This window comes from Mycobacterium sp. NTMscope_MAC_12 (genome assembly GCF_976985675.1).
The window spans coordinates 2,872,044-2,885,995 of sequence record NZ_CDRJYY010000001.1 but is presented as its reverse complement, the minus strand read 5'-3'; the positions used below and the strand labels follow the sequence as shown (position 1 = coordinate 2,885,995).

The following is a 13,952-nucleotide window of genomic DNA, read 5'->3' as shown; positions in this document are numbered from 1 at the left end:
AAGGCAGAGATGCGAGAGAATTTGGGAGGCGCGCTGTGGCGCCTCGCCATCTACGCCGTCGTCTGCGTAACGGGTGCGTTCGGACTGATCGCCGTCTTCGCCCAGATGCGTTTCCAGTCGGAGAAGACCTACACGGCCCAGTTCGTCAATGTATCGGGGCTGGAGGGTGGCAACTTCGTCCGCATCGCAGGTGTCGAGGTCGGCAAGGTCAAGAACATCGCCGTCCAGCCCGACTCGACGGTGCGCGTCGAGTTCACCGCCTCCGACTCGGTAGTGCTCACCGAGGGCACCAGGGCCGCGATCCGTTTCGCCGACCTCGTGGGCGGCAGGTACGTGGCGCTTGAAGAAGGAGCCGGGGGAGTCAAGAGACTTAATCCGGGCGGGACCATCCCACTGAGCCGGACCGAACCTGCGCTGGACCTGGACGCATTGATCGGCGGTTTTCGGCCGCTGTTTCGCGCACTGGATCCAGACCAGGTGAACAAACTGACCGGTCAACTGATCGCTGCCTTCCAGGGACAGGGCGCCACGATCAGCTCATTCCTCAGCCAGGCCGCAGCTCTGACCAACACCCTGGCCGACCGGGATCAACTGATCGGTCAAGTCGTCGTCAATCTGAATACCGTGCTCGGCTCGCTGAGCGGCCAGAGCAAACAGTTCGCCAAGGCCGTCGACTCGTTGTCTGAACTCGTAGCTGGCCTGAACGCCCGCAAGCAAGACATCAGCAACGGCGTGGCCTACGCCAACGCAGCTGCCGGGTCAATCGCCGGCCTGTTGGCGCAGGCTCGCCCACCGCTGAAGAAAGTGGTTCACGAGGCGGATCGAACGGCCGCAACCATATTGGCCGATCACGACTACTTCGACAACTTCCTCAACACCTGGCCCGATGCGACTCAAATACTCAACAGGCAGGGCATGTACGGCGACTTCTTCAGCTTCTACTTCTGCGAAATCGTGTTGAAGGTCAACGGCAAGGGCGGCCAACCCGTATACGTCAAGCTGGCCGGTCAGCCCACCGGGAGGTGCACGCCGCGATGAGGCCCTTCTCCGAGCGCAACCCACTTGTCATCGGCGCCATCGGCGTCGGCATCATCCTCGTCTTGATGCTGGTGTCCGTGAACTACGACAAGTTGCCGTTCTTCAGCAACGGGAAGACCTACTCGGCGTACTTCGCTGAGGCGGGCGGGCTGATGTCTGGCAACGTGGTCCAAGTATCCGGCTACCGGGTCGGGCAGGTCTCCAGCGTCGAGTTGGACGGACCCCGGGTGCTGGTCAAGTTCGACGTCGCCGACAACATCCGCCTCGGTGACCGCACCGAGGCGGCGATCAAGTTGAAGACTCTGCTCGGAACCAAGATTCTCGAGGTCACCCCGCGAGGGGAGGGGAAGCTGAGCGGTCCGATACCCCTCGACCGGACCACACCGGCCTATCAACTGCCCGACGCCCTGGGTGACCTCACGACAACCATCAGCGGCCTGAACACCAAACGACTGTCGGATTCGCTCGCAGTGCTGTCCGACACTTTCTCCGATACGCCACCCGACCTGAAGGCCGCGGTTCAAGGGGTCGCACGCTTCTCGCAGACATTAGACGAGCGCGACGCGCAGCTGCGAAACCTGTTGAGTAACGCCAACAAGGCAACGAAGGTGCTGTCTGAACGCAGCGACGAACTGGTCAACCTGGTCGCCAACACCAACGCGTTGCTGGTCCAGCTGCGAAGTCAAAGCAACGCACTTAACCAAATCGCCCACAACCTCTCCGCGCTGGCCCAGCAGTTAAAAGGCCTCATCGCCGAGAACCGCGAGACGTTGAAACCGGCGCTGGACAAACTCAACGGCGTGTTGACGATCGTCGACAACCGCAAAGACCGCGTGCAGAAGGCACTCGTCGGGCTTAACAGATACGCCTTGGGGCTCGGTGAATCGGTGGGATCAGGGCCGTTCTTCAAGGCCTATGTTGTCAACCTGCTACCCGGACAGTGGCTGCAGCCGTTCATCGATGCCGCCTTCTCCGACCTCGGCCTGGACCCGAACGTGTTGCTGCCCTCGCAGCGCACTGACCCGCAGGTCGGCCAGCCGGGGACGCCGCCGCTTCCGGTTCCGTACCCGCGAACCGGGCAGGGCGGACCACCCCGGATGACCATTCCTGACGCGATCACCGGCAACCCGAGCGACCATCAGTGCGGTCCGCCCGGGGTGGCGTTGCCTGGTCCTGGCTGCTACCCGGCTCGCGAGCCGGTGCCCGCGCCACCACCCGGGGGGCCGCCGCCAGCACCGCCCGCGCCGCCGGGTCCCGGCCAAGGCCAATCCCTGCCGCCGCCGTCGGGACCGATCGAGCAGCCGGCACCCGGGCAGGTGCCGCCGGCGCAACCACCCGTGATGAGCGGCCCGGGCCCCATTAGCCCGCCAGCTGGAGGTGGACAGTGACGTCTCGTAACGCCAAGATCGGCGTAGCCGTCGTGCTGGTGCTAGTCCTGGTCGGGGGCATCGTCACGGTGGCACGGTTGGCGAACGACATCGGCCGCACCAACGTCGTCGGATACTTCGCGAACAGCACAGGCATCTACAACGGAGACGACGTCGTTATTCTCGGCGTCCCCGTCGGCAAGGTCGAAAAGATCGAGCCGCTGCCCGACCGCGTCAAGATCACCTTCTGGTACGAGGACAAATACAAGGTGCCTGCTGACGCCAAGGCCGTGGTCCTGTCGCCGTCGCTGGTGACGCCTCGATCCATCCAGCTGACGCCGGCCTACACGGGTGGCGCGATGATGCACGCAGGCGCGGTGATCCCGCAGGAACGCACCGCAGTCCCGGTGGAATGGGACGACTTCCGCCAGCAACTCGAGAAGCTGACGCAGGTATTGCAGCCCACCACAGCCGGCGGGACCAGCACACTAGGAGCGTTCATCAACACTGCAGCCGACAACTTGCGCGGCCAGGGCCCAGACATCCGTGACACCATTATCAAGCTGTCGCAGGCGATTTCCGCTCTCGGCGATCACAGCGACGACCTGTTCACCACTGTCAAAAACCTGTCGATTCTCGTCTCGGCGTTGCACGACAGCGGCGATCTGCTGCAACACCTCAACCAAAACCTGGCCGCGGTGACGAACCTGCTGGCCGACGACCCCCATGCGGTCGGCAACGCGGTTCGGGATCTCCACGACGTGGTCGACGACGTCCGAAACTTCGTGGCCGACAATCAAGAGTCGCTGGGAACCACCTCGGACAAATTGGCGTCGGTGACGCAGGCAGTGAACGACAGCCTCGACGACGTCAAACAACTCCTACACGTTGCGCCCACGGCCTTTCAGAACTTCCTCAACATCTACCAGCCTGCACAAGGCACGCTGAGTGGAGCGCTGGCGTTCAACAACTTCGCCAACCCGATTCAGTTCCTGTGTTCGGCAATACAGGCCGCTTCCCGTCGGGGAGCCGAGGAGTCAGCGAAGCTATGCGTGCAGTATCTGGCGCCGATCTTCAAAAACCGCCAATACAACTTCCCGCCGCTGGGCGAGAATCTGTTCGTCGGAGCCTCAGCTCGTCCCAACGAAATCACCTACAGCGAGGACTGGTTGCGGCCCGACTACGTTCCCCCGCCACCGCCGGCGTCCGACCCGGGCAACCCCCCGCCTGCGGCGAATGCACCGCCGGCGGCCGGCAGCTCACCACTGGGGGCGGAAGCGCCAGGCGCCCAACCGCTTCCGACCGATCCAGCCGCCGGCCTGCGCGGGATGATGGTGCCCCCCGGAGGCGGACAATGATTCGGTTGCGACACCGGCTGCGCGTTACCCGCGGGCTCGCGGCGGTGCTGGCCGTCGCCGCGCTTTCCGGGTGCGGTTTCCACGGCGCGAATTCGTTCAAATTGCCGGGCACCAAGGGCGGCGGTCCAGGCTCATACACCGTCCAAGCACAGATGCCCGATGTTCAAAACCTCCAACAGAATTCCCGCGTCAGAGTCAACGACGTCACTGTCGGCACCGTGACCAACATCCAACTTCAGGGTTGGCATGCGGTGGTCACGATGACGATCAACGGGGACGTCGATCTGCCGGCTAACGCAACGGCCACTCTGGGGCAGACCAGCCTGCTGGGCTCGGTGCACGTAGAGCTGGCACCACCCGCCGGTGTGCCGGCCAAGGGCAAGCTCAAAGCGGGATCGGTGATCCCGTTGACGTCCGCTAGCGCGTATCCGTCCACCGAACGGACGCTAGCCGCAGTGTCGTTGTTGGTGAACGGCGGTGGCCTAGGCCAGATCCAGGACATCATCAAGGCATTGAGCACAGCGTTTACCGGTCGCGAACAGGACCTGAGAAGCCTTCTCGGACAACTCGATAAGTTCGTCGGCTACCTCAACGATCAAAAGGACGACATCCTCGCCGCAACCGACAGCCTCAACAACGTGGTCGGTCAATTCGCCGACCAGAAGCCGGTGATCGATAAGGCGCTGAAGACACTGCCGGGTGCGTTGACCGTCCTCAAGGACGAACGGGACAACCTCGCCGACGCGCTCGGGGAGCTGAGCAAATTCGGAGCGCTTGCTACTGATTCGGTGAACAAAACCAAGTCAAACCTGGTCAAAGAACTGAACGACCTCGGCCCGGTACTCCAATCCCTAGCCGACGCTGGACCGGCGCTGACTCGCTCGCTCGGGTTTTTCGGAACCTTCCCCTTCCCCAAGGACACCCTCAACAAGTGGCTACGCGGTGACTACGCGAACTTGACAGCGGTCCTCGACCTCACGCTGAGCCGGCTCGACGCGGGGTTCTTCACCGGCACCCGCTTTGAGTGCAATCTGACCGAGCTCGAGCTGCAGTGGGGCCGCACCATCGGGCAGATGCCCAGTCCTTGCATGGGCGGCAGCCAGTACAACCCCGGCAACCCATTAGTCGTCCCTTACCACTTCAATCAGGGTCCGTGACATCGTGTTAACGAAGCGCACCAGAATCCAATTGGCGGTTTTCGCCGTGGTCAGCTTGATCGCGGGCACCATCATGTTCTTCGCCTACATGCAGGTACCGACGGTCTTCTTCGGGATCGACCGGTACTCGGTCACGGTGCAGTTACCTCAAGCGGGTGGCCTGTACCCAGGCGGAAACGTCACTTACCGTGGAGTCGAGATCGGCCGGGTACAGACCGTACGTCTTACCCAGACCGGTGCCGAGGCGGTGCTTCAGCTGAAATCGGACATTCACGTCCCCGCCGACCTCAACGCGCAAGTACACAGCGTTTCGGCAGTTGGCGAGCAATACGTCGAGCTGCTACCCCGTAGCGCACAAGGGCCGTCGCTGAAAGATGGTGACGTGATCGCCATGGACCGTACCTATGTTCCGCCGGACATCAACTCGCTCCTGGAGGCGACCAACCGCGGCCTGTCAGCCATCCCACGTGACAACCTGAAAACGGTGGTCGACGAGGGGTATGTCGCCTTCGGCGGGCTCGGGCCGGAACTCTCCCGGCTGGTGAAGGGGACGACCGATCTGGCGATCGGCGCCCACAAGAACCTGGACGCGATCACTACCTTGATCGACCAGTCGAAGCCGCTACTCGACAGCCAAACCGCGTCATCGGACTCGGTCCAGGCATGGGCCGCCCACTTGGCGACCATCACTTCGCAGCTACGGAACAACGACTCCGCTGTGGCGGGCCTACTGCAAAAAGGCGGCCCAGCGGTCGACCAGGCCCGGGCGCTAATTGACCGGCTCAGCCCTACGTTGGCGATCGTGCTGGCCAACCTGGTCAGTGTCGGCCAGGTTGGGGTCACCTATCGGGACAACCTCGAAGGCCTCTTGGTGGAGTTGCCGCAAGGCGCGGCCGACATCCAGGCGGTCGGGGTGGCCAACCGAAATACGAAGCAGGACTACCTCGGTGCCTACCTGAGCTTCAACCTGAACCTCGGATGGCCGCCAGCATGCACCACCGGATTCCTGCCGGCCCAGCAGCAGCGGGCCGCCAGCTACGAAGACTATCCAGACCCCCCTAAAGGCGACTTCTACTGCCGGGTGCCGCAAGACTCGATGCTCAACGTGCGCGGCGCACGCAACTATCCGTGCGAGACCCGTCCGGGCAAGCGCGCCCCGACGGTGAAAATGTGCGAGAGCGACCAGGCCTACGTTCCGCTCAACGACGGGTGGAACTGGAAGGGTGATCCGAACGCAACATATACGGGGCAGGGTGTCCCGCAGTACAGGCCAGGCGAGGAGCCGCCGGGTCAGGCGCCACCTCGGCTGCCCCCCGGTCCACCGCCACCACCGATAGCGGCCTTTCAATACGATCCAGGCACCGGTATGTACATGGGACCCGACGGCCATGTTTACACGAAGGCCGAGTTGACCCCAGGCGCCGTAAAGGAGCAAACATGGCAGAGCATGCTGATGCCTCCCGCGAAGAATTGAACACCGACGAGGGTGCATCTGAATCGCCCGATGAGGTCGTCGCCGAGGAGACAGGTTCCGAGGCGGCGGAAGTCCAAACCGAGGACGCCGAGGATTACGACGGCGCAGTTGACGCCGATGTGGACGACGCGCCCAAAGACGTTGGCACTAAGAAGAAACCGATGTCGCCGGTCCGGCTGGCAATAGTGTTGGGTCTGGTCTTGGTGACCGCCTCGACCGCGCTGGCCGGCTGGCTGGGATTACGGGATTATCGGGCACATCAGATCCAGCAGCAGCGCGCGCTGTTGGTTCAGGTGGGGCGGCAGGGCGCGCTGAACCTCACAACGATCGACTGGCAGCACGCCGACAGCGACATACAGCGCATTCTGGATTCCGCCACAGGCAGCTTTTACGACGACTTCTCCAAGCGCTCGAAACCCTTCGTTGAAGTGGTCAAGAAGGCGCAGTCGAAGTCAGCGGGGACGGTCGTTGAGGCGGGCCTCGAGTCGCAATCGGGCGATGAGGGCCAGGTGCTCGTTGCCGTTACCGTCAAAACCTCGAATGCCGGTGCGCCCGAAGAGGAGCCGCGACATTGGCGAATGCGAATTTCAGTGAAAAAAGTCGGCGACGAGGCAAAGGTCTCCAACGTCGAGTTTGTGCAGTGAGGAAATGGCAGAAGGGCATGCGCCGACTACCGATCCTACGAACCAGAGAAGGAACCCTCCCCGTGCGGGTTGAAACAGAACGCGAGACCGGCCAGGACGCGGCCGAGGTCTTCGCGGAGAAAACCGAGCAGTTTGCGATAGAGGTTGACGACCCCGAAGACACCGGGGACGCCACCGAGCACACCAGAGACACCGAACAGATTGCAGAATCGGAGGACACCGAAGATATTGAGCCACCAGCACGTTGGCGCCGGGTTAGGTGGTCGCGAGTGTTGGCCTTTGGAGTGCTGCCGGTCTTGGCGCTAGTGATAGCGGCGGCCGCAGGTTATCTGAAGTGGCAAGACGCATGGGTCCGCGGGTCTGGAGTCGCCAGCCTCGAGTCCGTTGCGGCGGCAAAAGATTCCACCGCGGCGTTATTGTCCTACCAGCCCGACACCGTCGATAAGGATTTGGGGGCTGCCCGCGATCGGTTGTCCGGCACCTTCAAGGATTCCTACACGCAGTTGACCCACGACGTGGTGATCCCCGGCGCGAAGAAGCAGCACATCTCGGCGGTCGCCACCGTTCCCGCTGCCGCTTCGGTTTCGGCGACTCCACAGCATGCGGTCGTCCTGGTGTGCGTCGACCAGACGGTGACCGTTGGCAACGACGCACCCACCGAAACCGCGTCCACCGTCCGGGTGACTTTGGACAAGACCGGTGCCCGCTGGCTTATTTCCTCGTTCGATCCTGTCTAGATGGAATACCCTGGGCGACGCGACGTCGTCCCGCCCTGACCTCAGAGGGTGGTTTGCGTTGGGCCGAAATTTTGGCAAAGCGTATACGGTGGCTGGAAGGTGCTGGCGCATCCCTGGGCCTTGACGACGTAGGTCGTGCCAGGCTGGTAGGGATAGCGCACCTCCGCCGGATTCTGCCCGTTCATCGATGCGCACTCTCCCTGCGAACCCCCGCCGGCCACGGACAGACATACCACCGACAAGTTGGGGCTGGCGTGGATCGTGCACGGGCCAGGCCGCAAAGTGGCTGACACGATGCTCAATCCGGACACCTGCACGACTTTCGGCGGCGTGAGGATGAAGGAGCACTGTCCGGGTCCGTCGTCGCCGGATGGCGACGCACGTGAGACGCCCGCGGGATAGACAGCAATGAATGCCGTCGATAGACCGGCCCAGAGCGCTGCCAGTGACCTTAACGCCGACATGCGAAAGATGATATCCGTTATATGTTTATATGTCTTCAGGAAGCCGATAGTTCCACGAGTGGTGTGCTACGACGACACCGTCTGCCGGCCCAAACCCGCCCGGGAGATTACGCGCCTCGTCGGCGCTACAACGCGGTGATCAGGTGATCGCGCCGGCGATCTTGAGCTCAATGAGGCGGTCGTCGTCGACGCCGAGTTCGCGCAACACCCCGTCGGTGTGCTCAGCGAACTGCGGCGCCCTGGCCAGGCTTGCCGCATCATCGTCGAACTTCACCGGATTGGCTACCAGCCTTTGCGGATGACCTTCGGCATCGATGATTTCGGCTATGCGACCGTTGGCGGTCAGTGCCTCGTCATTGGCTATTTCCCAGGCATCCTGTACCGGCGCCCACTGCCCTCTGCCCTTGCGTAACAAGGCTTGGCACTGCTCGAAGGTCAAGTTGCCGATCACATCGCCGACGATGCTTTGAGCAGTTTCGCTGTGCTCGGCCATCGCCTCGATCGATGTGAACCGTGGATCTTCGGCGACATCGTGCAGACCCATCAGCCGGCAGAACTCCGGCCAATACCGCGTCGGCTGCAGCATCGACAACTGGACGAACCGTCCGTCCGACGTTCTATAGGCGCCGGTCAGCGGGTTGCCCGGGGCCTGGGTTCGGCGCTCCATCTTCGGCAGCGGGCCGCCCATCAGCATCGCCATGTTCACGTTGAACTGGGTTGCCCAAGCGCCGACCGCCAGCAGCGATACATCGAGCACCGACGGTTCCCCCGTGGCTTGCCTGCCGTAGAGTGCCGCCGCGACACCCCCAGCGATGGTGATCCCGCCGATGTTGTCTCCGTAAGCCCCGGCGGGCATGAACGGGCTGTGTGGGGCGTCAGGCGATGTGAGGCCGTCCGCGCTGCCGCCTCGGGCCCAGAAAGCCGTCGCGTCGTAGGCACCGGCATCGCGGTCAGGCCCGTCGGAGCCGAAGCCGTTGCCGATGACATAAATGATGTCGGGGTTGACGCGGCGGACGTCGTCGACGTCGATGGACAGCTTCTTGCGCGATGACGGCAGGTAGTTCGTCAGGAACACGTCGCTTCGCCGGATCAGTTCGTCGAGCAGAGGGCGAGCCTCGGAATTGTCGAGGGCCAACCCGACACTGCGCTTTCCGCGGTTGGGCGCCTCCATGATCGGCGCGAACGACGATCCGGGTACCGTCGCCGCGGCGCCCAACACCTTGACCAACCCGCGCTGGGCATCGCCGGTGACGGGATGCTCGATCTTCACCACGTCGGCGCCCCAGTCGGCGAGCACCGCGCCCGCCGATGGCACGAAGGTGAACTGTGCAACCTCCAGAACGCGAACTCCGTTGAGCGGCTTATGCATCAGGTGTCCTTCGAGTGGAAGTGGGCGCGGTGCCCACTCAATGCATGATGTCCTGAACCTTCGTCTTCTCGTAGCCTTTGAGCAGTGCCGCACTGGCGTTCTCCATATGTCGCCGCCAATGCGCTTCGGCCTCAGCGCCTTCGCGGGCGGCCACAAGGTCGGCGAGCCGCGTATACGATCGCATCAGCTTGGTGTACTGAGCCTTGGGCACAACGTTCTGGACACTCAGAAATGCTGCGGTCATGTGCTTTTCGAAGATCTCGTGCAGCATGCCGGCGATCACGGTCAGGGTCGCGTTGCCCGACAGTTCCACCAGCCGGCGGTGCAAGGTAGTGGAGGCTGCGGCTAATTTGCCTGTCTCCCACGCAGCGGGGACCTCTTCGATGAGGTCCCGTAACTCGCGGTGGGCTGTTACGGTGCCATTTTCTGCAAGCAGTCGGGCTGCATATGGTTCAATACCCATCCGTGCCGTCATCACGTCGGCGAGCGTCGTTCCTGCCAGAGCGAGCAGGAAGCCTGCCGGTCGCGCGACGATCTCGGGGCCCGGGACCCGAACCCGGGCGCCGGTGCGTGAGCCGCGCCGCACCTCCACGAGTCGGTCGGACTCCAAGACCCGCACCGCTTCTCGTAGCGATGGCCGGCTGACCTGAAAGTGATTCATGAGTTCGGCTTCGTAGGGGAGGAAGTCACCGTCTTTGAGCTGTCCCTCGACGATCATCCGCCGTAATGTATCCGCCACGATCTCGGCCGTCTTGGGCGACCGCACCGCGCCGTTCTCTGACGTGGTCATCGGCGCGAGAGGTTCCCGTTTGGGCATCGCGACCTCCTGAATCTCGACGTGTACTACTCAGTACACCATGTAGGACGCTGATCTGGGACATTCGTGGCTTTCGTCAGTGCAGCCGCGACAGAACGCGTGTCGCGGCTGCACCATAGCCAGCGCGTCGTCGGGGTCCGACCAAGAAGCTTGGCGGTGATGCAAACGCCATGTCGGGCAGTCGTTTGCGAGCCGCGAGCATCTCGCGAGCTTGTGTCTCGCTGCCGCAGATCGCGATCGACCACAGCATATCGTCGCTAACGTGGTCGGCGATCGTTTCTGGATGGCCGCTACGGAAGGCCGAACGAATCCTGGCGACCTCGTCCCCCCAGCCGTGCAGTTCGACGAGTGAGTCGTAGGTCTTCACAGTGAGGTAGAAGCCGATCTGAAGCCGCGCGTCCCGGACAGCCCGGGCCGGGTTATCGTTGTCGATCGCGGTGATCAGCCAGCCCCATCGTCGTAGCTCCGCGGGATCGCGTCCGGTTGATTCGGCGCCGCGGGCCAGTTCGGGCTCTACGAGTTCGGTCCACCACCGATCGGTGAACAGTCCGTGTCCGAGCACGCCATCGGCGGTGCGACCTACCGTCCGCACCATGATCTTGTTGAAGGCTCCGATCAGGATGGGCACGTCCAAGCGGCCGAGCACCGGTGCACGGATGTCGGCGTCGACCGTGTAGAACCGGCCCTCGTAGCGGATGTGTTCGCCGTTCTCGGCGTGGAGGAACGCCCTGATCACCTCGATCAGTTCGGCCATCCGGGGTGCGGGGTGGGCGGCGTCGACACCGAACCAGTCCTTGTTCATCCGTGAGGTTCCGGACCCAAGTCCCAGAAAGACCCTGCCCGGGGCGAGCGTGGCGAGGTGTCGGACCGCAGCGGCGTGCACGAACGGGGACCGGGCGAACGCATAGGCGATCCCAGGGCCGACCTTCGCCTGCGAGGTACCGAGGGCCATCTCAGTCGCGGTGATGTAGGCGTTCAGATCGGCGAACTCGCCGGCGCAAAATGCCTGCGCCCCGGAGATTTCGGCCTGCGCCGCTAGCGCGGCCCCTGGCCATGGCAGACCCCAGTCCATGTGTCCTCGCATTCGTCGCCAAACATCACTTACCTAGTAATACATGTGATTGTACGTCCCGATCGGCAGCCATAGTCGATTGCCCGGTGGCCGATTTTTTCGACAATTGTGTCAAAAATGAGTAGCCTCGAGGTATTGCTGTGCCAGGTGTCGTACGTGGAGGGACGTTCCGATAATGCAAAGCTTGCCGAGCATGCTGCCCACCGGTTGGTTTCAGGTCGCCTGGAGTGGCGACATCGCCGTCGCCGAGGTGGTCCCGCTGCACTACTTCGGCCGGGATCTGGTCGCCTTTCGGCAGCTGGACGGGGTGGTGAAGGTGCTGGACGCGCACTGCCAGCACCTTGGCGCGAGTTTGGCCCATGGTGGCTGCGTGGTCGAAGAAGGCATCCAGTGCCCATTTCACGGCTGGGTGTGGAACGGAGCGGGCCGCAACGTCCGCATTCCGTACCAGGATCGGCCCAACAAGGCCCGACGAGTACGTTCCTATCCAGTCGCGGAGCTCAATGATTCGATTTTGATCTGGCATGACAGCGCCGGCAGGGAGCCACTATGGGAAGCACCAGATGCTTTCACGGTGCTTGGCGATCACGTCCGATCGCAGCGGTTCCACCCGCTGGGCAGCGATTGCCGGACGCGGCACGAGCGAGTGAAGGTGCATCCCCAGGTAATCGCCGAGAACGCCGTCGACCCGCACCACTTCCAGTTCGTACACAGCACCGCGATCAGCCCCGTGGTGCTGCGTGAGAGGACTGACAGCTCTACCTGGTCGGCCAAGGTCGGCTTTGGCCGGAGGTGGAGCGACGGCTTGGACCGCGACGGCGACACGATGAACACGATCGAGATCTATTGGTCAGGCGTTGGTCTCAGCTACAACGGCGAACACGTCCGCGACGGAATCCGGGTCATCTCGATTTGCGCGACACCGGTGGACGACACCAGATCCGACATCTTCGCCGGCTACTGGATCAGCGAGGAAGAATCGGAAGGCCCGGGTGATTTCGAGGCGCGGCTGGCCGCTGCGAAACTCGCCCTGCCCGACGACATCCGGATCTGGGAGCACCAGAAGTATCTCGAACGGCCGGGCCTGGCAACCTCGGAGGGGGCGGGCTTTCGCGCACTGCGCCGGTGGGCGAGCGGGTTCTATCCAGAACCGCAGGCCGCAGCGGAACCGGTCACGCATGGCGCCTGAGGGCTCGGCCCGGCGGGCAACACGGAAATCCGACCGCACCCGAGAGTCAATTCTCGACGCCGCGCGGACGGCATTCGCGCGCAAGGGTTTCTCGGGCGTCACCATCAGGGACATCACTGACCTCGCTGCTGTCACCCGGGCGAACTTCTACTACTACTTCTCCGACAAGACCGAGCTCTTCATCGAACTCGGCACCGATACCTACCGCCAAGCACTTGCGATCGTCGACGGTTTCATGGAGCAGGGGAGCCCGCCGAGCAGGGAGGACATCGATACCTGGGTTGCCAGGTACTTCAGCTACCTCGACCGCAACGGCGCGTTCGTCATCCGGTCCACAGCGGACATGCCTCCCGATCGGAAATTCCGCGCAGCGGTGGCACGCTCGCATCGGCGGACTGCCGCCGCACTTGGTGAGGGTATCGCAAAGTTGGCGCCGACCCCGCCTGACGTGGATCCGGTGGCAACCGGGCTGGTGGTGATGGCGATGCTCGAGCGCTCGTGGCTGATGGTCCAGCACAACGAGATTCCATCGACGACGCGCCAAGCGGTGCTGGTCGCGGCCGGCGAAATGCTATGGCGAACGGTCAATGGTCAGACTTGACCGGGGTCCATTCGCCGATCAGCTGATCGACCGTGGTCAGCCGGCCCAGCACGGCAATGGTGTTGTCCAGCACTTGTTGTGCATAGTCTTGAGGAGTGCCGCCGACGGCGTCGCGCGGCACGATGAGGTCGAAGCCGGCCTGTGTGACATGCCCGGCGGTGTGGGTGATCGCCAGGTTGAGCGAAACGCCGACGAGGACGATGGTACTCACGCCCAAGCCCTTGAGTACCGGCAGTAATTCGGAATCGAGCGTGGGGAATAGCCCGTGATGGCGTGGTAGCACCAGGTCGGTGGGCGCAAGTAGCTCGGGAAGCACTGTGGTGGCAGCGCTTCCGGGAGCCCACTGTGCGGTTGCCGGGCCCAGTGCGCGCCAGATGCGCGCCGTCCCGGTGGGCCGGCCGCCGAGGCTGCCCTCGTAGGTCGCATGCACCACCCGCGCGCCGAACTGGCGGGCTGAATCGAGAAGTCGGCGCACGCTGGATACGAGTTCGGAGCTGTCGGCGGCCAGGGCGGGCAGGACGGACTCGGGACCCAGTACACCGTTCTGGCATTCCACGCAGATAACGGCCGTAGTCTCGGGGTCCCATGGTGTCGCAGCCATCTCTCAACCTTAGTCGATTTTTGACACTCGTGATGAAATAGTCGGTAGATTCCTTACAAGCTAC

General features: G+C 63.2%; 13 protein-coding genes. 9 read left to right on the top strand and 4 right to left on the bottom strand.

Annotated features, from left to right (window positions below; translation table 11 throughout):
- Positions 1-9: 9 nt before the first annotated feature.
- From AC0KS4_RS13280 to AC0KS4_RS13250, 7 genes are all read left to right on the top strand, one after another.
- Entirely contained in the window at positions 10-1,038 is a 1,029-nt protein-coding gene (locus AC0KS4_RS13280; RefSeq protein ID WP_014385057.1) for an MCE family protein, read from the top strand.
- On the top strand, positions 1,035-2,426 hold the full coding sequence (locus tag AC0KS4_RS13275; protein WP_238956106.1) for an MCE family protein: 1,392 nt from the start codon (positions 1,035-1,037) through the stop codon (positions 2,424-2,426). The genes AC0KS4_RS13280 and AC0KS4_RS13275 overlap by 4 nt, the downstream gene beginning before the upstream one ends.
- Positions 2,423-3,763, top strand: coding sequence for a virulence factor Mce family protein (locus AC0KS4_RS13270; protein ID WP_238956105.1), 1,341 nt, complete (start codon positions 2,423-2,425; stop codon positions 3,761-3,763). Before AC0KS4_RS13275 ends, AC0KS4_RS13270 begins: the two co-directional genes overlap by 4 nt.
- Positions 3,760-4,920: a virulence factor Mce family protein gene (locus tag AC0KS4_RS13265; protein WP_275254152.1), complete on the top strand. Its 1,161-nt coding sequence runs from the start codon at positions 3,760-3,762 to the stop codon at positions 4,918-4,920. The genes AC0KS4_RS13270 and AC0KS4_RS13265 overlap by 4 nt, the downstream gene beginning before the upstream one ends.
- Before the next feature lies 1 nt (position 4,921).
- A complete protein-coding gene (locus tag AC0KS4_RS13260) occupies positions 4,922-6,394 on the top strand; it encodes an MCE family protein (protein ID WP_238957301.1) in 1,473 nt (490 codons plus the stop codon).
- Positions 6,358-7,038, top strand: a complete 681-nt coding sequence (locus AC0KS4_RS13255) for a hypothetical protein (RefSeq protein WP_064939675.1) — start codon at positions 6,358-6,360, stop codon at positions 7,036-7,038. Before AC0KS4_RS13260 ends, AC0KS4_RS13255 begins: the two co-directional genes overlap by 37 nt.
- Before the next feature lie 62 nt (positions 7,039-7,100).
- Positions 7,101-7,775 (top strand): hypothetical protein, encoded by a 675-nt coding sequence (locus AC0KS4_RS13250; RefSeq protein WP_238956104.1) that lies wholly within the window; start codon positions 7,101-7,103, stop codon positions 7,773-7,775.
- A 603-nt stretch (positions 7,776-8,378) separates the two neighbouring features.
- Here AC0KS4_RS13250 and AC0KS4_RS13245 read toward each other — a convergent pair.
- The 3 genes from AC0KS4_RS13245 to AC0KS4_RS13235 form a co-directional block, all read right to left on the bottom strand.
- Complete coding sequence (locus AC0KS4_RS13245; RefSeq protein WP_238956103.1) at positions 8,379-9,608, bottom strand: CaiB/BaiF CoA transferase family protein; 1,230 nt, start codon at positions 9,606-9,608, stop codon at positions 8,379-8,381.
- A 37-nt stretch (positions 9,609-9,645) separates the two neighbouring features.
- Positions 9,646-10,425, bottom strand: coding sequence for a FadR/GntR family transcriptional regulator (locus tag AC0KS4_RS13240; RefSeq protein ID WP_041785021.1), 780 nt, complete (start codon positions 10,423-10,425; stop codon positions 9,646-9,648).
- A 76-nt stretch (positions 10,426-10,501) separates the two neighbouring features.
- Positions 10,502-11,497, bottom strand: coding sequence for an LLM class flavin-dependent oxidoreductase (locus AC0KS4_RS13235; protein ID WP_064939684.1), 996 nt, complete (start codon positions 11,495-11,497; stop codon positions 10,502-10,504).
- 175 nt (positions 11,498-11,672) lie between these two features.
- Here AC0KS4_RS13235 and AC0KS4_RS13230 point away from each other — a divergent pair, with 175 nt between their 5' ends.
- Both AC0KS4_RS13230 and AC0KS4_RS13225 read left to right on the top strand, forming a co-directional pair.
- On the top strand, positions 11,673-12,686 hold the full coding sequence (locus AC0KS4_RS13230) for a Rieske 2Fe-2S domain-containing protein (protein WP_238956102.1): 1,014 nt from the start codon (positions 11,673-11,675) through the stop codon (positions 12,684-12,686).
- Positions 12,676-13,287, top strand: coding sequence for a TetR/AcrR family transcriptional regulator (locus AC0KS4_RS13225; protein WP_064939688.1), 612 nt, complete (start codon positions 12,676-12,678; stop codon positions 13,285-13,287). The genes AC0KS4_RS13230 and AC0KS4_RS13225 overlap by 11 nt, the downstream gene beginning before the upstream one ends.
- On the opposite strand, the gene AC0KS4_RS13220 is transcribed toward AC0KS4_RS13225, so the two are convergent.
- Positions 13,271-13,888, bottom strand: a complete 618-nt coding sequence (locus AC0KS4_RS13220; protein WP_064939690.1) for an isochorismatase family protein — start codon at positions 13,886-13,888, stop codon at positions 13,271-13,273. The two genes, AC0KS4_RS13225 and AC0KS4_RS13220, sit on opposite strands and share 17 nt — an antisense overlap.
- Positions 13,889-13,952 lie beyond the last annotated feature (64 nt).

What these genes read in the sequence shown, in the direction of transcription:
- AC0KS4_RS13220 (WP_064939690.1), bottom strand. Translation starts at nt 13,888, where the DNA reads ATGGCTGCGACACCATGGGACCCCGAGACTACGGCCGTTATCTGCGTG.
- AC0KS4_RS13255 (WP_064939675.1), top strand. Translation starts at nt 6,358, where the DNA reads ATGGCAGAGCATGCTGATGCCTCCCGCGAAGAATTGAACACCGACGAG.
- AC0KS4_RS13225 (WP_064939688.1), top strand. Translation starts at nt 12,676, where the DNA reads ATGGCGCCTGAGGGCTCGGCCCGGCGGGCAACACGGAAATCCGACCGC.
- AC0KS4_RS13240 (WP_041785021.1), bottom strand. Translation starts at nt 10,425, where the DNA reads ATGCCCAAACGGGAACCTCTCGCGCCGATGACCACGTCAGAGAACGGC.
- AC0KS4_RS13235 (WP_064939684.1), bottom strand. Translation starts at nt 11,497, where the DNA reads ATGGACTGGGGTCTGCCATGGCCAGGGGCCGCGCTAGCGGCGCAGGCC.
- AC0KS4_RS13275 (WP_238956106.1), top strand. Translation starts at nt 1,035, where the DNA reads ATGAGGCCCTTCTCCGAGCGCAACCCACTTGTCATCGGCGCCATCGGC.
- AC0KS4_RS13265 (WP_275254152.1), top strand. Translation starts at nt 3,760, where the DNA reads ATGATTCGGTTGCGACACCGGCTGCGCGTTACCCGCGGGCTCGCGGCG.
- AC0KS4_RS13230 (WP_238956102.1), top strand. Translation starts at nt 11,673, where the DNA reads ATGCAAAGCTTGCCGAGCATGCTGCCCACCGGTTGGTTTCAGGTCGCC.
- AC0KS4_RS13245 (WP_238956103.1), bottom strand. Translation starts at nt 9,608, where the DNA reads ATGCATAAGCCGCTCAACGGAGTTCGCGTTCTGGAGGTTGCACAGTTC.
- AC0KS4_RS13280 (WP_014385057.1), top strand. Translation starts at nt 10, where the DNA reads ATGCGAGAGAATTTGGGAGGCGCGCTGTGGCGCCTCGCCATCTACGCC.